General features: G+C 40.9%; 17 protein-coding genes. 7 read left to right on the plus strand and 10 right to left on the minus strand.

What is annotated here, in order from left to right; all coding sequences use genetic code 11:
- Positions 1-263: 263 nt before the first annotated feature.
- The 3 genes from yihX (at position 264) to fabY (ending at position 2,315) form a co-directional block, all read left to right on the plus strand.
- Positions 264-878, plus strand: a complete 615-nt coding sequence (yihX, locus tag SJ312_RS12500; protein ID WP_094960806.1) for a glucose-1-phosphatase — start codon at positions 264-266, stop codon at positions 876-878.
- Between the two features lie 61 nt (positions 879-939).
- A complete protein-coding gene (dtd, locus tag SJ312_RS12505) occupies positions 940-1,377 on the plus strand; it encodes a D-aminoacyl-tRNA deacylase (protein WP_004262693.1) in 438 nt (145 codons plus the stop codon).
- Positions 1,378-1,400: 23 nt separating this feature from the next.
- Positions 1,401-2,315: a fatty acid biosynthesis protein FabY gene (gene fabY / locus SJ312_RS12510; protein ID WP_036958598.1), complete on the plus strand. Its 915-nt coding sequence runs from the start codon at positions 1,401-1,403 to the stop codon at positions 2,313-2,315.
- Positions 2,316-2,391: 76 nt separating this feature from the next.
- On the opposite strand, the gene SJ312_RS12515 is transcribed toward fabY, so the two are convergent.
- Positions 2,392-4,149: an AsmA family protein gene (locus tag SJ312_RS12515; protein ID WP_319867852.1), complete on the minus strand. Its 1,758-nt coding sequence runs from the start codon at positions 4,147-4,149 to the stop codon at positions 2,392-2,394.
- A gap of 126 nt (positions 4,150-4,275) precedes the next feature.
- Entirely contained in the window at positions 4,276-5,664 is a 1,389-nt protein-coding gene (locus SJ312_RS12520; RefSeq protein ID WP_036958597.1) for a uracil-xanthine permease family protein, read from the minus strand.
- 235 nt (positions 5,665-5,899) lie between these two features.
- Here SJ312_RS12520 and gltS point away from each other — a divergent pair, with 235 nt between their 5' ends.
- Positions 5,900-7,114 carry a sodium/glutamate symporter gene (gltS, locus tag SJ312_RS12525; protein ID WP_004262677.1) on the plus strand — a complete coding sequence of 405 codons (1,215 nt, stop codon included), beginning with the start codon at positions 5,900-5,902 and terminating at the stop codon, positions 7,112-7,114.
- Between the two features lie 97 nt (positions 7,115-7,211).
- On the opposite strand, the gene recG is transcribed toward gltS, so the two are convergent.
- From recG to gmk, 5 genes are read right to left on the minus strand one after another with little or no spacing between them, the layout of a single operon-like run.
- Positions 7,212-9,293: an ATP-dependent DNA helicase RecG gene (recG, locus tag SJ312_RS12530; RefSeq protein ID WP_319867853.1), complete on the minus strand. Its 2,082-nt coding sequence runs from the start codon at positions 9,291-9,293 to the stop codon at positions 7,212-7,214.
- Between the two features lie 15 nt (positions 9,294-9,308).
- Positions 9,309-10,022 carry a tRNA (guanosine(18)-2'-O)-methyltransferase TrmH gene (trmH, locus tag SJ312_RS12535; protein ID WP_096863551.1) on the minus strand — a complete coding sequence of 238 codons (714 nt, stop codon included), beginning with the start codon at positions 10,020-10,022 and terminating at the stop codon, positions 9,309-9,311.
- Between the two features lie 22 nt (positions 10,023-10,044).
- On the minus strand, positions 10,045-12,162 hold the full coding sequence (gene spoT / locus SJ312_RS12540) for a bifunctional GTP diphosphokinase/guanosine-3',5'-bis pyrophosphate 3'-pyrophosphohydrolase (protein WP_004262666.1): 2,118 nt from the start codon (positions 12,160-12,162) through the stop codon (positions 10,045-10,047).
- Between the two features lie 19 nt (positions 12,163-12,181).
- On the minus strand, positions 12,182-12,457 hold the full coding sequence (gene rpoZ / locus SJ312_RS12545; RefSeq protein WP_004262665.1) for a DNA-directed RNA polymerase subunit omega: 276 nt from the start codon (positions 12,455-12,457) through the stop codon (positions 12,182-12,184).
- A 56-nt stretch (positions 12,458-12,513) separates the two neighbouring features.
- Positions 12,514-13,137, minus strand: a complete 624-nt coding sequence (gene gmk, locus SJ312_RS12550; protein WP_110592673.1) for a guanylate kinase — start codon at positions 13,135-13,137, stop codon at positions 12,514-12,516.
- Positions 13,138-13,457: 320 nt separating this feature from the next.
- Here gmk and ligB point away from each other — a divergent pair, with 320 nt between their 5' ends.
- Complete coding sequence (gene ligB / locus SJ312_RS12555; protein ID WP_319867857.1) at positions 13,458-15,185, plus strand: NAD-dependent DNA ligase LigB; 1,728 nt, start codon at positions 13,458-13,460, stop codon at positions 15,183-15,185.
- Positions 15,186-15,222: 37 nt separating this feature from the next.
- On the opposite strand, the gene SJ312_RS12560 is transcribed toward ligB, so the two are convergent.
- Positions 15,223-15,837 (minus strand): trimeric intracellular cation channel family protein, encoded by a 615-nt coding sequence (locus SJ312_RS12560; RefSeq protein WP_004262660.1) that lies wholly within the window; start codon positions 15,835-15,837, stop codon positions 15,223-15,225.
- 122 nt (positions 15,838-15,959) lie between these two features.
- Between SJ312_RS12560 and SJ312_RS12565 the strand changes: the two genes are divergently transcribed.
- Entirely contained in the window at positions 15,960-17,291 is a 1,332-nt protein-coding gene (locus SJ312_RS12565; protein WP_319867859.1) for a DUF3748 domain-containing protein, read from the plus strand.
- 307 nt (positions 17,292-17,598) lie between these two features.
- Here the strand turns inward: SJ312_RS12565 and SJ312_RS12570 are convergent, their stop codons facing one another.
- The gene (locus SJ312_RS12570) at positions 17,599-17,919 is read right to left on the minus strand and encodes a YceK/YidQ family lipoprotein (RefSeq protein WP_232058937.1); all 321 of its coding nucleotides are present in this window, start codon (positions 17,917-17,919) and stop codon (positions 17,599-17,601) included.
- 385 nt (positions 17,920-18,304) lie between these two features.
- On the opposite strand from SJ312_RS12570, the gene SJ312_RS12575 reads away from it, so the two are divergent.
- A complete protein-coding gene (locus SJ312_RS12575; protein ID WP_004262657.1) occupies positions 18,305-19,963 on the plus strand; it encodes a putative transporter in 1,659 nt (552 codons plus the stop codon).
- Positions 19,964-20,294: 331 nt separating this feature from the next.
- Here SJ312_RS12575 and SJ312_RS12580 read toward each other — a convergent pair whose 3' ends face one another.
- Entirely contained in the window at positions 20,295-21,551 is a 1,257-nt protein-coding gene (locus SJ312_RS12580; RefSeq protein WP_094960801.1) for a valine--pyruvate transaminase, read from the minus strand.
- Between the last annotated feature and the right edge of the window lie 44 nt (positions 21,552-21,595).

Below are 21,595 nucleotides of genomic sequence, written 5' to 3' on the forward strand. Positions count from 1 at the left end.
AAACTATTATGCAAAAAGCGTATGGAGGGACTTAACATTTAGTATCAAAAACCGATAGTGCTGTGTGAAATAGCACCTTTGGGATAAAAAGTGTTTTCTCATTAATGGAACAAACCGTCCGGTTTGTTGTTCATTAATTGTGCTAAGTGTGGATTGCTTAATCGATAAATTGACAAAATAACGTGAATTATCACTAATTAGGGCTGTTCAGTTGCGTGAATAATGATTAAAGTAAATTTAGTGAATAACAATGAGGAAAATTTATGCTGTATATCTTCGATATGGGTAATGTGATTATTGATATCGACTTTAATCGTGTATTTGATAAATGGTCTGAACTCAGTGGTACACCAAGTGAAGAGATCAAATCACGGTTTACTTTTGGTAATATCTTTCAATTACATGAGTGTGGAAAAATTTCAGACATCGAGTTTGCTGAGCTGCTTTGTGAAGAAATGGACATCACTCTAAGCTTTGAAGACTTTGCTGAAGGCTGGCACGCTATTTTTATTTCGTTAAGACCTGAAGTCATTGATATTATGGAACGCCTGCGTGAGCAAGGGCACCGAGTGGTGGTTTTATCGAATACCAACCGTCTACATCTAGACTACTGGCCAGCACACTACCCAGAAATTGCAGCCTCCTCCGATTTCCTATATCTGTCCCAAGATTTAGGCATGCGTAAGCCTGATCCTGAAATCTACAAATATGTACTGCAATCAGAAGAGTTTGATGCTGCAGATGCTATTTTCTTTGATGATGTCGAAGAAAATGTAAAAGCCGCAGAAGCCCTTGGTATTCGTAGTATTCATGTTGTGGATAAAGACACCATTCCTGAATATTTCCGCACTTACGATTTTAGTGCAGAAGTTGAATAACATCCTGATTTTATAGTGGGGCAACGGCTAACGTTGCTCCATCTTTTTGTAAAGAGTCATCATGATTGCATTAATCCAGAGAGTCACTCATGCGAGTGTGGCTGTTGATCAGAAAATAGTAGGGCAAATAAATGCTGGGTTGTTGGTTTTGCTTGGCGTTGAAAAAGATGATGATGAGCAGAAAGCCAAACGTTTGTGTGAAAAAGTATTGGGCTACCGTATTTTTAGTGATGAACAAGGGAAAATGAATCTCAATGTTCAACAGGCGGGAGGCAGCCTTTTGGTTGTTTCTCAATTTACTTTAGCAGCTGACACTAAAAAAGGTATGCGGCCTAGCTTTTCAGGGGGAGCAGAGCCTGAAAGAGCGGATGCTTTGTACCAATACTTCGTTGAACAGAGCCGCCAACAAGGGGTTGAAACACAAACCGGTGAGTTTGCCGCTGACATGCAAGTGAATTTAACCAATGATGGCCCTGTTACCTTCTGGCTACAAGTGTGAGTTCATTTTTAAAGGGGGAAGCGATGTACCATTTACGTACACCGAAAGATGATATTGAATTTGCAACTTACTACCATTTTCGCTGGGAAATGTTGCGAAAACCGTTTAATCAACCCCTAGGTTCAGAAAAAGATGGTTATGATTTAACCGCACACCATCAAATGGTCGTGGATGATAAAAACCGTATTCTTGCCATTGGTCGCTTATATATCAATGCTGACAACGAGGGAGCAATCCGTTTTTTAGCCGTTAACCCTGCCATGCAAGGTAAAGGACTCGGTAAATTGATTATCATGGCCCTAGAGTCCGTTGCACGCCAAGAAGGCGTCAAACGCATCGTATCCAGTGTTCGTGAAGAAGCAGTACCCTTTTTCGATAAAATGGGCTTTGAGAACCGTGGGCAAGTTGCTGGGCAGTTAAAAACACCTGTGCGCCATTACTTGATGATCAAACCCATTGAGACATTAGACCAAATTCTACATCGTCCAGACTGGTGTGGTGAGTTACAACAAGCTTGGTATAAGTATATTCCATTAAGCGAAAAAATGGGGGTTCGAATCGACCAATACACGGGGACTCGTTTTATTACTACCATGCCGGAGGCGGGCAATCAAAACCCCCATGAAACGATTTTTGCAGGGAGCCAATTTTCATTAGCCACACTGACAGGATGGGGGCTGATTTGGCTGTTAATGCAAGAACACCAGCTTGGTGGCGATATTGTATTGGTCGATGCCAGTATTCGTTATGGTAAACCTGTAAGTGGCAGGCCTACAGCAACTGCGGACTTAGCTAATATGAGCGGTGACCTTGACCGTTTAGCTCGGGGTAGCAAAGCGCGAGTAAAACTGAAAGTCGAAGTCAGTAACCCCGATGGTAAAGTGGGCGCTGTATTCAGTGGTGTCTATATGGTGTTACCTGTAGAGCCCGCAAAGTAACGTTGTTTATTGAAAATTAAAAGATAAAGGCAGGTATGATTGACCTGCCTTTTGTATTTCTATGGATTGATAGTTTCTATGGATTGCTAAGAGCGGGGAGCGGCTCTACCAAAGAAGGCTCGGTAGGCTGTAAATCGGCTTCGGACTCTACTGAAGAAGTGACAACCCCGTTAACAACGGTACGGAATAGGCGTTTACCTTGCAATGGTATGGCCATCAATTCCCCATTCAAACTTTTTGCCACTGATGGGGCGAGTAAGTCCCCTTGTAATGTCGCATCAAAGTCACCGATAACTTGAGCTGGGAAGCCTGCCCAACCCCATTGGTTTAAATCGACGAGGTCAATATTAGAACCTGATGCCCTGAGTAAGAAGGGGACTTTTTTGGGCTCTTGTTTTACCAGCAAGCCAATTTTACTGATACCTTTATCAGTACTGACCGTTAAGCTCGCTGCCGCCGAGGATTTACCACTTTGGCGTATTTCGACAAATGGACGGCGCACTATAACTTGGTTGATTGTGCCGCTATCTGCATTGAATGTCGCTTTACCACTCCAAATTCCCCATTGTTTCTGTTTGATTAAATCAACATTTTCAATATTACCGCTTAATGCCGTCAACTCGAAAGGAAATTGCGGCTGGATATTCATCAAAAGTGATTGGGAAAGGGTGAATTTCTTAATATTTAAACCGGACAACCACGCTGGCGTTGGTTGCGCGAAGAAGGACAACCAATTTTCAGGTAAGGTATATAAGATACCCGCGAGTTTACCTTCATCGATAGTGAGTACTTGATTATTGCGTTGCCAAGACCCACTGAGGTTAAAAATGCCTTTATTATAGTAACCTGATAACTTGCTGATATTGAGGTTATCACCGTTAATATTCAGCTCTCCAATTAAGGTACTCAGCTGCTGGTCTTTCACGACGAATTGGTCGACATTAAAGCTAATGCTGCTTTTAGGGCTAGTCCAGCTGCCTCTAACGAAGCTGAGTTGGTCAATTTCGGTGCTTAAGCCAGAAAGTGCCCAATCTTTACCTTGAATATCAACATTGGTTAGTTCTACTTTTTTGACTTGCAGTGATTTATCACTCGTTATTGCATCAAATAGTGAATCGAAATCAACATTATTTTCCCAGCCAACTTTATTCATGGTGAGGGAGTCAACCATGATAGAGCCATCATTAAGTACCTTCCCAGTGCCCGCAATATAGCCATTATTTAAGTAGGCACTTGCTTGGCTTATTTCTGTTCCTTGCTGCTGTAATTTACCGGTAATGGCAATATTCTTGAATGCAAGGTCATTGAATTTTAATTGGTTAGAGGTAAATCGAAAATCACCGTAACCAAAAGGAGTGTTTTCGGTGGGTTTCCAAGGGGTCATTCCTCCCGTAAAGCCGGCGACTTGTACCGTATCATTGCCTTTTTTAAGCGTAATCTGGCTATTTTCAAATTGCAAAATAGTCGCGGAAATAGGGAACAACACCGTATTTGGTGAGACTGTTGTAGATAATGTCCCTTGAGTGATAACCAAACGTTTTATTGCGGTGCCACTAAATAGGTTTAGCCAATTAACATCAACCACGACTTGCCGTGAATCTAAAGATAGGTCACTGTTTTTAGCCGTTAACTTAACATCTTGGAAGATGAACTCACCGGGGTTAGAAAACTCATGCCCCATAATTCCCACATCAATATCGTAACCGGTAAATTTACTTAAAAATTGACTGGAGTAGGATGCGCCCCAACGGGTTTGTAGCCCGATATAAGTAAAAATAAACAATAGCAGCAGTAACAAAAGTGCATAGGTAGTAAATTTGATTAACCATTTCACAGTTTACTGCTCCTTTGGTTTGTGAACGAATAGGCACAGGAAGAAACCGTCTAATATAATGACAATTTAAGGATAGCATACAGAAAAACCGCCAGAGTGTTCAACACTGGCGGCTAGAATGAAAGGTTATTTTTCGAGAGGGAAGACTAAATTCAGAACAATTGCAGTTAAACCCCCCGCAGCAATACCTGAAGAAAATAATGTTTTTAACCAGTCAGGCGCGAATTGCAAAATCAAGGGTTGCTGTGACACACCCATACCCACGGCGAGAGAAAGGGCTATAATCATGATGGCGCGGCGATTGAGTGGCTCACGAGACACGATACGCACTCCTGAAGCGGCAATGGTACCAAACATCACAATGGTTGCTCCGCCTAATACGGGCTCAGGGATTTGTTGTACAAAGCCTGCAACCGCAGGGAATAGCCCTAATAACACTAACATTAAAGCAACAATGTAACCGACATAGCGACTTGCCACCCCTGTTAATTGGATAACACCGTTGTTCTGCCCAAAACAAGAGTTAGGGAAAGTATTAAATACCGCAGAGACCATCGAGTTCAAACCATTGGCAAGTACGCCACCTTTGATTCGTTTCATATATAAAGGGCCACGAACGGGTTGTTCTGATACATCAGAAGTGGCGGTAATGTCACCTATCGTTTCTAAGGAAGTCACCATGAAAATGAGAATTAATGGGATCAACAGGTTCCAGTCGAAGGATAAGCCATAATAGAAAGGCTCAGGAACAGTAATAATTGGCTGATTGGCTTCCATTGGCTGAGCATTTGGCAACATGTCCATCCACCAAGCTGCAATATAACCAACGGCCATGGCAATAACTAAAGATGCGACACGTAAGTAAGGGTTTTTCTGCCGATTAAGTAAAATAATAACCGCTAAAACAACCCCAGCCAAAATCAGGTAATCTGGTGAACCGAAGGTATTATCGCTAATCGCACCATAACCACCACCAATGGAGGTTAAGCCGACTTGAATTAAAGATAAGCCGATGATCATGACAACGACACCAGAAACCAGTGGTGTAATGACACGGCGGGCTAGATGTAAAAAACGTGAAAGAATCACTTCGGTTAATGCGGCGACGAGTAACGTGCCAAACAAAGCTGCCATCATGGATGGGATATCAGCTCCACCTTGCTTGAGTGCAACACCTCCCATGATTAACGGTGCAACAAAGTTAAAACTGGTTCCTTGAATCGAAAGTAGGCCTGAGCCAATAGGGCCCCATGCACGAATTTGAATTAAAGAAGCAATACCGGAGGCAAATAAAGACATACTAATGATGCGCTGAGTATCGTGAGCTGGCAGCCCCAGAGCCTGACAAATCAGCATCGCTGGGGTAATAACAGCGACAAACATCGCTAGAAGATGTTGCCCGGCAGCAAACAAAGCTTGCGGCAGCGGTGGACGGTCTTCTAATTTGTAAATAAGTTCGCTTTGCGTGTGTATGGTCGCTTCAGTAGTTTGCTTTTCAGACGTCGCAGTATTCATTGCCTTCATTTCTCGCCAACAAAAAACGCATTGTAATGTGTCGAAATTAAAAAGCAATCGTTTGCTTTTAAAAAATATATTCATTAGTTAAATAGTGTCGTCACATTTATATATATTTTAACTTGTATTTATAACAGTTTTTTTTTCTAATCCTACAACCTGCTTTTGGCGTTTTAAGGAAGAAATTAACGTCTAACTAGTTTTTGATAATTTTAACAACAGACGAGGTACGTGAATGTATCATCTCGATGTCTACGGTACACTGGTAGCTGCTACCTTAGTATTATTGCTTGGGCGTAAACTGGTAAAATCAGTCCCTTTTCTTGAAAAATATACCATCCCTGAACCTGTTGCGGGTGGGTTGTTAGTTGCTTTTAGTCTTTTATTGCTTAAACAATTATTTGACTGGAGCCTTTCTTTTGACTTATCACTGCAAGAACCTATGATGCTGGCATTCTTTGCCACTATTGGTCTTAATGCCAACCTTGCTAGCTTGAAAGCTGGTGGTAAGGCATTGTTTATATTTATTTTTGTGGTTGTAGGCTTATTGCTAGTCCAAAACACAGTGGGGATTGCCCTTGCTGAATTATTGGGACTAGACCCTTTAATGGGGCTGTTAGCTGGCTCAATTACCTTATCTGGCGGCCATGGTACTGGTGCGGCATGGGGTAAAATTTTCACTGAAAATTATGGTTTCCAAAGTGCAACAGAAGTTGCAATGGCGTGTGCTACATTTGGACTCGTTCTTGGTGGTTTAATTGGCGGACCTGTTGCACGTTTTCTAACACGTAATATTCCAACGCCAGGAACGGCAGAAGATGATAAAGATGTGCCAACTGCATTTGAGAAGCCTCAATCAGGGCGCATGATCACGTCAATGGTTTTAATTGAAACTATTGCATTGATTGCTATCTGTTTGCTGATAGGAAGTTATATTGCAGGTGAATTAGCCGATACTCCTTTTGCACTGCCTAAATTTGTATGTGTACTGTTTGTTGGTGTTATTTTAAGCAATAGCCTATCACTGCTTGGTTTTTACCGAGTGTTTGACCGCGCCGTTTCTGTTATGGGTAACGTGAGCCTATCATTATTCTTAGCGATGGCTTTAATGAGCTTGAAGCTCTGGGAATTAGCATCACTGGCCATTCCAATGATCATCATTCTTGCTGTACAAGCTTGTGTAATGGCAGGGTATGCAATTTTTGTTACCTTCCGTGTGATGGGGAAAAACTATGATGCCGCTATTTTAGCTGCGGGGCATTGTGGTTTCGGTCTTGGGGCTACGCCAACAGCGATTGCGAATATGCAAGCGGTAACGGATAGGTTGGGTCCATCTCACCTTGCGTTCCTTGTGGTCCCAATGGTTGGGGCATTCTTCATTGATATTGTTAATGCGATAGTCATTAAATTGTATTTAATGTTGCCACTATTCCCAACTATTGCGGGATAGTTTTTATTTAATAATAAATCAAGTTAAGCAGGTATTGCCGTGAAAATATTCACGGCAATTTTCATTTTAAGGAACGGATAAAAAGAAGATATAAAACTTAAGCGTGGCTGTATTGCTCTCGTTCAGGTAACCAGCGCTCAATAAGTTGTTGTGCATTTTCTGGGTAGTTTTGTTGAATATGGCGTGCGAGGCGTTGCACTTCTGGCAACATATATTGGTCACGTAACAAATCAGCGACCTTAAATTCTGCATTTCCTGTTTGTCTAGTGCCTAATAATTCCCCAGGTCCGCGAATTTCAAGATCTTTTTGTGCGATAACAAAGCCATCATTGCTGTCCCGCAACACTTGTAGCCTTTGTTTAGCGGTGTGGGTTAATGGTGTCTTATATAATAGTACGCAGTGAGATGCGATAGCTCCACGGCCAACTCGCCCTCTCAATTGGTGCAATTGAGCTAAACCAAGGCGCTCAGGGTTATCAATGATCATCAAACTGGCATTAGGCACATCAACACCGACTTCAATGACCGTTGTAGCCACAAGCAGTTGAATTTCATTCCTTTTAAAAGCCGCCATAATGCTTTGTTTGTCAGCAGGTTTCATTCGCCCGTGGACTAAGCCTACTTTTAATTCAGGTAGTGCCAGTGCGAGTTCTTCGCTGGTCACTTGAGCCGCTTGTGCTTCTAATAATTCAGAGTCTTCAATGAGTGTACAGACCCAATAGGCTTGGCGACCTTCTTCAATACAGGCTTGGCGAACGCGTTCAATAATATCGTTACGGCGAGTGTCCGGTATAGCGACAGTAGTGACAGGCGTTCGGCCTGGAGGAAGTTCATCGATGACAGAGGTATCTAAGTCTGCATATGCTGTCATCGCCAGTGTCCGTGGGATTGGCGTAGCGGTCATGATCAATTGATGAGGGTGGTACCCTTGCTGCTCACCTTTTTCACGCAGAGCGAGCCGCTGATGAACGCCAAAGCGATGTTGTTCATCAATGATAACAAGCCCCAGCGCTTTAAAGCTCACTTGCTCTTGGAAAATAGCGTGTGTTCCAACAACCATCGCAACTTCTCCACTTGCGATGGCATCTTGCTGAGCCTGACGTGCCTTACCCTTCTGTTTGCCCGCTAGCCAACCCACTTTAATGCCTAAAGGCTCTAACCATTGTTTGAATGTATTGGCATGTTGCTCTGCAAGAATTTCGGTGGGAGCCATCAAAGCTACTTGTTTGCCATTCTCGATGGCACAAACGGCCGCTAAGGCCGCAACAAGCGTTTTTCCTGACCCTACATCCCCTTGAATCAAACGCATCATAGGGGCATCTTTGGCGAGGTCTGCTTCAATTTCGCTAACAACACGGTTTTGTGCATTTGTTGGCGAGAAAGGTAATTGTGCGAGTAACTGTGATTTTAATTGACCACTTGTTGCTAAAGGCTCGGCATATAGGCGTTCGTTGCCTGCACGGATGGCTAGCATACTGAGGTGATGTGCTAAAAGCTCTTCGAGTATAAGCCGTTTCTGGGCAGGATGGTGCCCTTTCTCCAGTTCAATCAAAGCGACACTCGGTGGTGGATTGTGTAATAAGCGAATGGCATCTGGTAGGCTTATCATTCCACGGCTAAGCTCTTCTGGAAGCAATTCTTTTATTTTTCCGCTATCAAGTAACCTTAGCGCTTGTTCCATTACCTTGCGTAAAGTGGCCTGACGAACACCTTCCGTGGTTGGGTAAACAGGTGTTAAGTTCTCTTGTAAGCTGATGTTGCTGGTGTTTTGGGAGACTTTATATTCGGGGTGAATGATTTCTGGCCCTGTATTTCCTCTGCGAACTTCCCCATAGGCGGTGACCTGTTTTCCTTCTGCTAAGTTATTCTTCATTGCAGCTGAAAAATTAAAAAAACGTAAGGTGAGGTTACCTGTGCCATCGGAAATCAAGCAGGTCATCATTCTTTTGCGGCCGAATACCACTTTAGTTTGCAGTATTTCACCGGTAATTGTTGCGGTCGTACCGGGGAGGAGATCTTTTATTTGATATAGACGGGTGTGGTCTTCATAGCGTAAAGGGAAATGAAGAAGAAGGTCTTGAACGGTGTTCAAACCGATTTTACGCATTTTTTCTGACTGGCTTGCTCCAATTCCGTGCAATGAAGTCAGTGAAATGGTATCAAGTAGCCCATTATTCATGTTATTTCCTTTTATTTAACCAAACTGCCGTCTTTTCATTTTTTCGGTTAATTGCATTTGTGCCCACCACGAGTCATCAGCTTCAATTTGCCCTTGGTTATTGATAAATGGGCGAGGAAGTCCCTTACGTTTAGCAACTTCAGCCAGTACAGGGTAACCTCCTTCAAATAACCAAGTTTGTTGTTCATCTGGTGAGAGTAAGCAATGGTCACGTTCGTACATACCCGCCTGCTGCCGTTGCCGTTGGGCTTCATATAAAATCAGTGCAGAAGCAACGGAAACGTTCAAAGATTGCACCATGCCAGCCATTGGAATGATAATGTGTTTATCAGCCAGTGCGAGGGCTTGTTGTGAAATCCCTGTTTTTTCTTGCCCCATCATAATACAAGTTGGCAAAGTATAATCAATTTCACGAAAATCAACGGCATGTTCTGACAAGTTAGTCGCCAAAACCTGCATATTTTGTGATTTTATGTGGGCAATTGCTTCTTCGGTGGATGTGTGTGAAATAATTTTAACCCAGCTATTACTCCCCGCAGCAGAAGAAACGGACAGTTTGACTTGTTGGTCCGGCCAAATAGCATGAATTTGATGGATCCCTACGGCATCCGCACTGCGTACAATCGCAGAAACATTGTGCGGTTTATGAATTTCTTCGAGGCAGAGAGTTAGGTCAGGCTGCCGCATCGCCATCATTTGGCAAATGCGGCGATAGCGGCGTTCATTCATAGTTATTAATTACGTATGGTCGTTAATTACGGTTTCGGCTAACACGTAGAACGTCAGGCATAATACGGATTTTCCGCATCACATTTGCCAATTGAACTCGGTTTTTAGTTGTAAGGCGAATAAAAGCGCAATATACACGGCCATCTTTTTCTTCTGTATTCATACTTTGAATACTTGAATTGGCGTCATTAATGGCGGCAGTTAAATTCGCTAAAGCACCTTGGTGATTAATCATATCCACTTTAATTTCAGCGATAAAGTCGGTATCAGTGTCGTTGTCCCATTCAACAGCCATAAATTTATCAGGTTCTTTTTGATAACCACGAATGTTGCGGCAGGATTCATGATGAATAACGAGACCTTTACCAGGACTAATATGTGCAACAATTGGGTCACCAGGAATAGGACGACAACATTTTGCAAAGGTGATTAAAACACCATCAGCACCTTTGATAGAGAGTTTATTCCGGCTTTCAACTAACACTTGTTCTTCAGGTGTATTTTGTGGATTGTTCTGTAGGTTACGTGCGACAACCACACTCATTGCATTACCCAACCCAATTTCAGCAAGCAAATCATCGATAGAGTGCAGCTTCATGCGTGCCAATTCTGCATCAATATTAGCTTGAGGGATATCAGTAAGTTTATTTCCTGCCCCTAGCGCATGGTTGAGTAAACGGCGACCTAAATTAATAGAATCTTCACGTTTTAAGTTTTTCAATAACTGGCGAATTTTGGCCCGCGCTTTTGAGCTGACAACAAAATTGAGCCATGCTGCATTTGGCCGTGCGCCTGGCGCGGTAATAATTTCGACAGTTTGGCCACTCGTAAGGGATTGCGAAAGTGGGTAAGGCTGGCGATCAACGCGCGCGCCCACGCAAGCATGACCAATATCCGTGTGTACTGCGTAGGCAAAGTCAACAGGTGTTGCACCGGTAGGTAATTCAACAATACGGCCTTCTGGGGTGAAAACGTAGATTTCATCCGGAAATAGATCCGATTTAACGCTTTCAATAAATTCAAACGAGCTACCTGCACTTTGTTGTAACTCAAGTAGACTTTGCATCCAACGTTGAGCTCTAACTTGTGCTGTTGTACCTTGTTCGCCTTGCTCTTTATAGGCCCAATGCGCAGCAACCCCCATCTCAGCCATTTGGTCCATGTCTTCTGTGCGAATTTGCACTTCGACAGGAACACCATGTGGGCCAATCAATGAGGTATGTAGCGATTGATAGCCGTTGGCTTTAGGGATAGCAATATAGTCTTTAATACGTCCCGGACGCGGTTTGTATAAACTATGCATTTGGCCTAAAACGCGGTAGCAAGTATCCACATCTTTTACAATTACCCTAAAAGCATAGATATCCATAATGGAATGGAAACGTTGCTCTTTTTGGTGCATTTTGCGATAGATGGAATAAAGGTGTTTTTCTCTGCCACTTACGCGACAAGGAACACCTGCCTCGGTTAGCCTACCGTCAATTTCCGAGAGAATTTTTTGGATCATCTCTTTTCGGTTACCGCGAGCAGCCTTGACGACTTCCTTAATAACACGATAACGGTTGGGATATAACGCTTCAAAACCCAGCTCTTCAAGCTCTGTTTTGATGTGGTGTATACCTAGCCTGTGGGCTAACGGGCTATATATTTCAAGGGTTTCACGTGCAATGCGCCGACGTTTATCGGGCCTAAGTGAACCCAACGTGCGCATGTTGTGAGTGCGGTCTGCCAGTTTTATCAAAATGACACGGATATCTTTTACCATCGCCATGATCATTTTGCGGAAGTTTTCTGCTTGGGCTTCTTTTTTGTCGCGAAAGTTGAGCTTGTCTAGTTTGGATACACCTTCGACGAGACCGGCGACGGTGGTACCAAACAATTCTTCTATATCTTGAAATGTCGCTGGAGTATCTTCAATCACATCATGAAGTAGCGCTGCCATTAGTGTTTCATGGTCCAAACGCATCTCAGCAAGAATACAAGCAACAGCAACTGGGTGAGTAATATAAGGCTCACCACTTGAACGGGTCTGTCCTTCATGGGCATCCCGAGCAACAACATAGGCTTTTCTTAGTAATTCAATTTGTTCTTTAGGAAGATACTTTTGAATGACTAAATTAAGGCTTTCAAACAGATACAAGGCAGACCCACCTTAGTGATTAGCGACGACCTTCAGCGATTGCAGAAACTGCTTGCATTTCAGCCGCTTCTTGCTCTTGCTGTTCTTGGCGCTCACGCACATCTAAAATGTGACCGTTGATTAAGCCTTCTTCTACTTCACGTAATGCGATAACAGTGTATTTATCATTTTCTTCAGGAACTAAAGGGTCTTTTCCACCCGTTTGTAACTGACGAGCTCTACGTGCCGCAACCAATACGAGGTCAAAGCGGTTACCAATTTTTTCTACTGCGTCTTGAACAGTTACGCGTGCCATAAATGTGCTACTCCAAAGAAATAAAAAAATGACCTGATATGATACTGAAACTATTCTCAGTCTGCTAGTAATTTGCTGATTAAAGCATCATGTCGTTGAACTTGACGCCCTAATTTTAAACGCTCAGTACGGATGATAGATTGTAAATCGCTCAGTGCGGTATTGAAATCATCATTAACAATAAGGTAATCATACTCGTTGAAATGTTCAATTTCACCTACTGCTTGTGACATGCGTTTTTCAATAACTTCATCGCTGTCTTGCCCACGACCACGCAGTCTGCGATAAAGTTCATCTTTTGATGGTGGGAGAATGAAAATACTACGCGCCTCAGGCATTTTGGCTCTTATCTGCTGCGCTCCCTGCCAATCGATATCAAGAAAAACATCAACACCACTATTTAATACATCTTCAATGATAGGTTTGGACGTCCCATAATAATTCCCAAAAACGTATGCATGCTCTAGGAATTCACCTTTGTCGACCATTTGTAAAAAATCAGTTTCAGATACAAAGAAATAGTGCTCGCCATGGACTTCTCCTGGACGTGCAGTTCGAGTTGTATGAGAAACGGAAACCTGTGTGTCATACAATGGTTGTGTTTTTAATAAAGCCTGAATCAGACTTGATTTCCCTGCTCCACTAGGGGCAGAAACAATATATAACGTGCCTTGTATCATGATGATTTCTTGAATAGTCGAGGATTAAACATAAAAGATGGTGATAAACCCGACATAGTATACACGGACTTGCATCAACATGCAGCGATATCAATAAATCATGAATTTTAATTAAATGAATTTGATTAGTAACTAAATTGTGAACGGGCTCGAGAAATTAACTTATTACTCATGAAAGCATCATTAGTTTTGCGAAGCCTTTTGCAAACAACTTCTTTTGAGGATGAAGACTTTGAGAGGTTGTTTGATGCTTAGCAACTGAGGAGAAAATGCTTTAAAAGAGTAACATCTTAATGGATTGGTAATAACAAGGAATAGTTATGATTTATATTTTGTATGGTTATTGGTTCGCGTCAGTTTATAGACTAAGTGGGTTAATTGTTGGGGTAATGGTGTGTATTAATGTTGCTCAAGCAACGCAGCAAATTGCCGTTAATAAACCGAGTGAAAAACAAAATAGTAAAATAATAAGTCAGGAAAGTCATCGGTTAGGAAAACAATTACAACTGTGGAACCAAGCTTACCGTTTGGCGGGTAGCAGTTCCATTAGTGATGAAGCTTATGACCAGCTATTTAATTTATGGCGTTCTTTACAACGATGCCAGCAACTTCCCGAAGAATTGCCAGAAGTACTATTACCTGAAAAATCACAGCTAACTATGCATCCCATTCCTCATACAGGGTTAAAGAAACTCAATGAATTAGAAGTTTATAGCTGGATAGAAACACGTAAAAATATCTGGCTACAACCTAAAGTTGATGGTGTAGCAGTAACGTTGGTTTATAAAAATGGCAAGCTTATTTCCATGATTAGCCGAGGAAATAGTGTTGAAGGAATCGAGTGGCGTGCAAAAGCAGATTTTATTCCCGCGATACCCAAACAAATCAAATATTCAGGCATGTTAGTCCTTCAAGGCGAATTGTTTTGGCGTATGAATGGACATATTCAAGCTAAAAGTGGGGGAGTGAACGCTCGTAATAAGATTGCGGGGTGGTTAATGCGAAAAAATGAGCCAACCGCCCTTGAAGAAAATATTGGTATTTTTATTTGGGCATGGCCTGCGGGGGATGCTAATCCAAAAACACAGTTAACATTACTTTCTGAGATAGGTTTTCCGCTTGCTGAACAATATAGCCATAAAATTGAAAATAAGATTCAAGCTAAGCAACTAAGGGAATACTATTATCAAGGGCAATTACCATTTGCTACAGATGGCATAGTGCTTAAAAATTTTCCAGCGCCAGCAGCATCAGCTTGGCAATCAAAACAAAATAGTTGGGCGATTGCCTGGAAATATCCATTACGCAGTGTGCTATCAGAGGTAACTAAGCTTCAGTTCAATATAGGAAGGACCGGGAGAATTAGTGTTGTAGCTAGCATAACCCCCATCAATATTGACTCGAAAACTATTTCAAAGGTAAATGCTGGATCATTATCATCATGGGAAAAACGAGATTTACTTGTTGGAGATAAAATACTTGTCTCTCTTTCAGGGCTAGGAAGTCCAAAGATTGAAGATGTTATTTGGCGACGAGAGGAACGCGAATATCCAGAGACATCAACCTTAAAACAGTTTCACTCACTAAGTTGTCTTACTTATACTGAAGTTTGCTCACAGCAGTTTGTCGCAAGGTTAACGTGGTTAGGTAAACAACTACGTATGCGAGGAATAAGTGAGGCTACATGGCGCCAGTGGGTAGAAAACCATAACCTAACTCGATTAACAACTTGGTTGTCAGAACAATGGCAAAGCGATTTATCGAAAGGTAAAAAACACCAAATGTTAGTAAAGCAACTGAAAATGGCAAAGGATCAACCTATTTCGCTTTGGTTAAAAGGTCTCGCAATTCCACTAACTAAATTACAAGTAGGGAAAGTGACTGACATAGGTATGTTGTATGACCCATCATGGGTTAACAGTCTAAATTTGACGAAGCTGCAAAAGAAAAAATTAGCTAATTGGCTAGCGGAACCAGAAATTGAATCTATTTTACGTATATTGTCTGACATGAAAGCGATTCAGCCACCAATAGAAAGCCATCAATAGTAAATCATTAATGGCTGAAACTCTTTTATTGATTAGATTAATCTTGGTTTTCGTAATTAAAAATAGGCAAACCGAGACGATAACGAATGGCTATTAGCCTTGCACTCAAGCCAACAACGAGTGTGATAATAACCACGATATCTTTAGGTAAAGGCGTTTGTAATAGGCCAATATAGATCCAAGCGGCAGCGAAAGAAACGCCAGCATAGACTTCTTTTTGGAAAACTAAAGGGATTGTGTTACACAGCATGTCTCTTAACACACCACCAAAAACGCCAGTAATCACTGCTGCAATAGCTGCAATGATTGGGCTGTAGTGCATATCGAGTGCTATTTGGGCGCCAAGTATAGAAAATACAATTAGTCCGATAGCATCTAATATGAGGAATAATCGGCGTAAATGTTTCATCATAGGGGCTATCCAGATTGTCACAATCGCAGCGCCTGCAACAGTCAGGATATACTCAGGATGTTCCACCCAACCTAGGGGGTAATGGCCAAGTAAGATATCACGGACGGAACCACCACCAATTGCCGTCGCGGACGCAATAATAATGACGCCAAAGACATCCATTTTTCGTCTGCCAGCCGCAAGTGCTCCAGTCATGGCTTCTGCGGTGATACCAATAATATAAAGTACACTTAATAACATGGTAGTTTTGTTCGAGATTAAGGTTATTGCTAAAGGGTAATATTACTTATGAAACTTCTCGACTGAGATTTTCTAGTATTGATTAAACTAGATTAGTTAAAGTAATCCGATAGCGATATTAAATGATGTCAAAGGATAACAGATTGAATAATAAATTGCCCTATAAAGAAACATGTTTAACGCATGATGAACGAAGCCACCAACTAACGAATATTAATATCTGGACTCCAGACAGCCAGTGGTTAGCGTATGATATACGGCCGAGCGGTAGTTCTTTTACAGGTTTATCTATAGAAAAAATTCATGTAAAAACATTACAAGTCGTTGAGGTTTATCGTGCAAGTCATGGGGCTCATGTTGGAGTGGTAACGGTAAGTCCTCAACTGCCAACTCAATATGCTTTTATCCATGGCCCTGAGTACCCTGATGAACAGTGGCAATATGACTTTCACCATCGAAGAGGGGTGTATGTTAAAGAAGATCAATTAAATGTAGCTCACCCAATTGATGCAATGTGTATTACCCCTCCGTATTTAGTGGGGGCGTTGCGTGGGGGGACTCATGTCCATGTTTTTAGTCCAGACGGAAAGTGGTTGAGTTTTACCTATAATGACCATGTAATGCATGAATTAGATGTGCAATTAGACCAACGAAATGTGGCAATTGCAGTACCTATTGGGCCTGTTAATGTGAGTCCTAAAATACATTTTCGAGAATATAGTGGCGATTACTTTTGTTGTGTTGTGACGCGAACAACGCAACAGTCTAAGCCTAGCAGCGATGAGATTAGCCGTGCATATGAAGAGGGTTGGGTAGGTCAAAAAGGTTATCAAAAAGAGAATGGAGAGTGGCAAGAAAGAGCGCTGGTGTTTATTGGTGACACTCATTCTACAAATGGAGAAATTATTCCTGAGATCTATATTGTTGACCTACCTTCACAGCTTGAGGATTACATGATTGCGGGGGAATCTCCTATCCAAGGAACAGAATCAAGCATGCCTTCCCCACCAAAAGGTATACAGCAAAGGCGTTTAACTTATACACACGATAAAAAATTTCCTGGTTTAGCGAAGCAGCCACGACATTGGCTAAGAACTTCGCCAGATGGTAAATCAATCGCTTGTTTGATGAATGATGATGACGGTAATGCTCAATTGTGGTTAGTTGATACGCTAACTGGAGTGCAAAGGCAGATAACTCAGGGTTCTTCACCGGTTCAGTCTGCCTTTAGCTGGGATAGTAAAGGTGAGCACATTTGCTTTATTTGTGACAATAGTGTCGTGTATTGTCACGTCGTGAGCGGAACCATACAAAAATTAACGCAGCGTACTGAACTTGCTCCTGTTGCTGATTCCGTTGTATTTTCACCTAATGATGAATTGATTGCGTTTATGCGAGATATTGATGGATTTAGGCAAATTTATACCGTAGAAACGGGTTTAAACAGCAAATAAAATAATTATGTTACTACAGTCACGAATAAAAAAAGTATTGATAAGCTTTTTTTTATCTGTGACTGTTTTTATTTTTCTCTGATTAGCATTTAAAAAATTTAATTGTTAATTATTCATGTAATGAGTGCAAAAATACTTATAAACAGAATAGAATATTTAAGTTAAGGAGATGGTTATCATAATAAGATAATAATTAAACAGATATTATATAAATGATTGGTCAGATCTTAGATTAAAAAATAATGTATTCATAAATACAGTTAATACACAATGAAATTTTAATTACAAACGTTTGATTGAGCCTGAATTACTTTTTGGTTTTATCTTTATTTTCAAGTTCTTCTATGCGTTTTTTGGGTGAGTCTGCTTTATCATCATTACCCGATTTCGCGTAATCTAAAGGAATTAAAAGAGTATCCATAACAACAGAAAAGGGTAAATCAATAGCAAGTAAAGGTTTAACAACCCAGCCGGTCTCATCATCTTTAATCATTTTAATACTGTTTTTCGATCCAGGGTAATAACCTTCTGATGGGCCTGCATGAGTCATAATACTGGAGCAACCACTCAAAATAAGAGGTGCGATAAGAAAATATAATCGTATTGAAATTAAACTCGGCATAGACATTGTTAACCTGTATTTAGTTTGTCGTCCCCAATATTTACTTATAATAACTAAAAACAAGAAATTCACAATAATGGTGTCGTATTATTATTTTATTTAACCGTATGTATTTTTTTAGTTAATAGTTTACTTGTAGCTATTAACTAAAAATGTTTGTCTTAAGTAGCTATTTCTATGAATGATAAATAACGTTAAGAAATAAAGACATACTATTTTATATTTGTTATCAGGTTGAAAATTCTAAAAAAATAGATCATTTATTCCTTCTGAACTGTGCTCTATGGCACATATTACCCTCATGCTATTTGGCATAATCGATTCAGTAGTATGTTTTATCACCTATTTGGGTGTGTTTAACGGGTAACTTGTCGTCAAAAGGATGCGGTCTATGAGTGAATTAGCTCTTACTGTAAGTTTGTTGGCGTTAGCTGCTGCTTTAGGGCTATGGATTGGAAATTGGAAGATCCGGAGTGTTGGGCTAGGGATTGGTGGTGTTCTATTTGGGGGGATCATTGTTGGACACTTCGCCCAAAGTTATGGCTTGCAACTTAATAAAGACATGCTGCATTTTATTCAAGAATTTGGCTTGATACTGTTTGTATACACAATAGGTATTCAGGTTGGGCCTGGTTTTTTCTCTTCTCTACGCGTTTCAGGGCTGAAACTAAATGGCTTTGCGTTGATGGTCGTTGTCTTAGGCGCAGTGGTAACAGCAATCATATATAAAGTCGCGAATATTCCATTACCGATTATCTTAGGTATTTTCTCAGGGGCGGTAACGAATACGCCATCTTTAGGTGCTGGTCAGCAAATTTTAACTGACTTAGGATCTGACCCTAATCTTGTTGGCCAGATGGGGATGGGCTATGCCATGGCTTACCCTATGGGGATTTGTGGCATCTTATTGGTGATGTGGTTAGTACGCATTATCTTTAGAATTTCAGTAGAGAAAGAAGCTTCTGCATTTAATAGTTCCACTTTTCAACAGCGCGACTCTCTGCAGACTATGAACATTGCCATTCGTAACGCCAATCTTGATGGCTTAATGATGCAAGACATCCCACTGCTTGGTAGTGAAGCTATTGTTTGCTCAAGATTAAAACGTGGGGACATGCTGGTTGTTCCTCAGCCTACCACAGAAATTCATTTAGGTGACTTATTGCACGTTGTTGGTTTAAAAGATGATTTAAATAAAGTTCGTTTAATATTAGGTGAGGAAGTTGACGTATCCCTGTCGACATCAAGCTCTATTTTGCATTCCGTTCGTGTGGTGGTGACGAATGATGCCGTACTAAGTAAAAGGCTGAAAGACTTAAACTTAAAACAAAAATATGATGTTGTTGTGACACGATTAAACCGTACTGGTATTGATTTAGTTGCTAATAACAATTCGGTTTTACAATTTGGTGATATTTTAAATATTGTTGGACGTCCTGAGTCAATCGAAGCCGTCACCGCTTTGTTAGGTAATGCGAAACAGAAACTACAGCAAGTTCAAATGTTACCTGTATTCCTCGGGATAGGGCTTGGAGTTGTGCTGGGGTCAATACCTGTTTTTGTTCCTGGTTTTCCTGCCGCACTGAAACTAGGATTAGCGGGAGGGCCACTGGTTGTTGCTCTAATTCTCGGTCGTATAGGGACTATAGGGCGTTTATATTGGTTTATGCCTCCGAGTGCAAACTTAGCGCTGAGAGAACTGGGAATCGTCATGTTCCTCGCTGTTGTTGGGCTCAATTCTGGTGGTGGCTTCATTGATACTTTAATTAAAGGTGATGGGCTAACGTGGATTGGTTATGGGCTATTGATTACGTTTGTACCACTATTTATTACAGGTGTTGTAGCTCGAATCTTTGGCAAAATGAACTATTTGAGCCTTTGTGGGGTGCTAGCGGGCTCTATGACAGACCCTCCTGCACTGGCTTTTGCAAATAATATTCATGCGGCCAGCGGTGCTCCGGCATTGTCTTATGCAACGGTTTATCCATTAGCGATGTTTTTAAGAATTATTTCTCCACAATTGCTGGCTATTTTATTTTGGGCGGTTTAGCTAGATGTGATTGTTAAACCGATGAATAGCAGAAATTCTATTGAAATTTCTAAAATTATAGCTTTTTCAATATGATATTTGGATTTTGATGTTTGATGTATAAGGCAGTAATGAAAGGTATCACGATATATAGGGGCAAAAAGTGCTTTTGTTTAAGCAATAACCAAATAGAAAAGATGTTCTAATAGTTTTGAATGATATTCGTATTGAAAAGTTAATTTGATTTCAATTACGGAGTTCTCGCTAATTTTTAGCCCCTTCTATATGAAAGGGCTTTTTTTTTACCTAAATATTGCAATAACAGGGCTAAAAGTACCTTGTCGTTTCACAACTAGCAGGTCACTTCTTGATAAGCTTTTTCAAGCTCTTCAGCTAATATCTTGATCCCTTGTTCAATTTTTTCTGGCTCAGGGACATAGTTCATACGCATACATTGATGCGCATGTGGCCAATCTTGTTCAATACCAGGAAAAAAGTAGTGACCCGGTACCATCAATACACCGCGTTTTTTTAAGCGTTGATATAGTTCTAAACAATTAATTGGTAAGTCTTTGAACCATAACCAAAGGAAAATAGCACCTTCAGGCTTATGAATTAGACACTTATCTTCTGGAATATAACGACGAATAATTTCGATGGCTTCTTCTACACGTTGCTTATAAAAAGGGCCAATTACATTTTTAGATAATGAAATAAGGTCATCTTTTTTAAGCATTTCTAAAGCAAGTGCAGGGCCTATACCACCAGGAGCAAGGCTGATGATGCCATTCATATTACTAACAGCTTCAATGATTTCTTCGTTAGCGATGATAATGCCGCATCGAGTTCCTGGTAAACCAAGTTTAGATAAACTCATACAAAGAATGACATTTTCGTTCCAAAATGGCGTAGCTTCGCTGAAAATAATGCCAGGGAAAGGAACACCATAAGCATTATCTATTAGTAGTGGAATATTATGTTGTTTAGCTAGTTGGTCTAAATGCTCAACTTCTTCATCAGTAATGACATTACCAGTCGGATTTGTTGGGCGAGACACACAAATCACACCAATATCATCAGTAACCTCTAATGTGTTGAAGTCGACTCGGTATTTAAATTGACCATTAGGTAAAAATTCAATTTGTGGCTTATTAGCAACGAATAAGCCATCATCAAGACCTGAGTCTGCATAACCGACATATTCAGGGGCAAGAGGAAATAGCACTTTACGGGTGATACCATCTTCAAAGCGACCGGCTAGCAAGTTAAATAGATAGAAAAAAGCACTCTGGCTGCCGTTAGATAGGGCAATATTTTTCGCGCTAATATTCCAACCTAGTTTTGCTTTTAGCGTTGCTGCAAGCGCTTTCAACATGGCATCTTTACCTTGAGGACCATCATAATTACATAAAGTGTCCGTCAATTGGCCATTAGCACACATCTCAGCTAACAGATCTTGGAAATACTTATCCATTTCAGGGATATGAGCAGGATTTCCTCCCCCTAACATAATGGAGCCAGGGGTTCTTATGCCTTCATTCAAGTCTTTCATTAATAATGAAATACCTGAATTTTTAGCAAATTTATTGCCAAATTTAGAAAATATCATCGCATTTATTCACATATATTTATTAGATTGTTAATGGAATTTAA

The organism is Providencia sp. CIM-Carb-044 (assembly GCF_033901115.1).
GTDB lineage: Bacteria > Pseudomonadota > Gammaproteobacteria > Enterobacterales > Enterobacteriaceae > Providencia > Providencia hangzhouensis.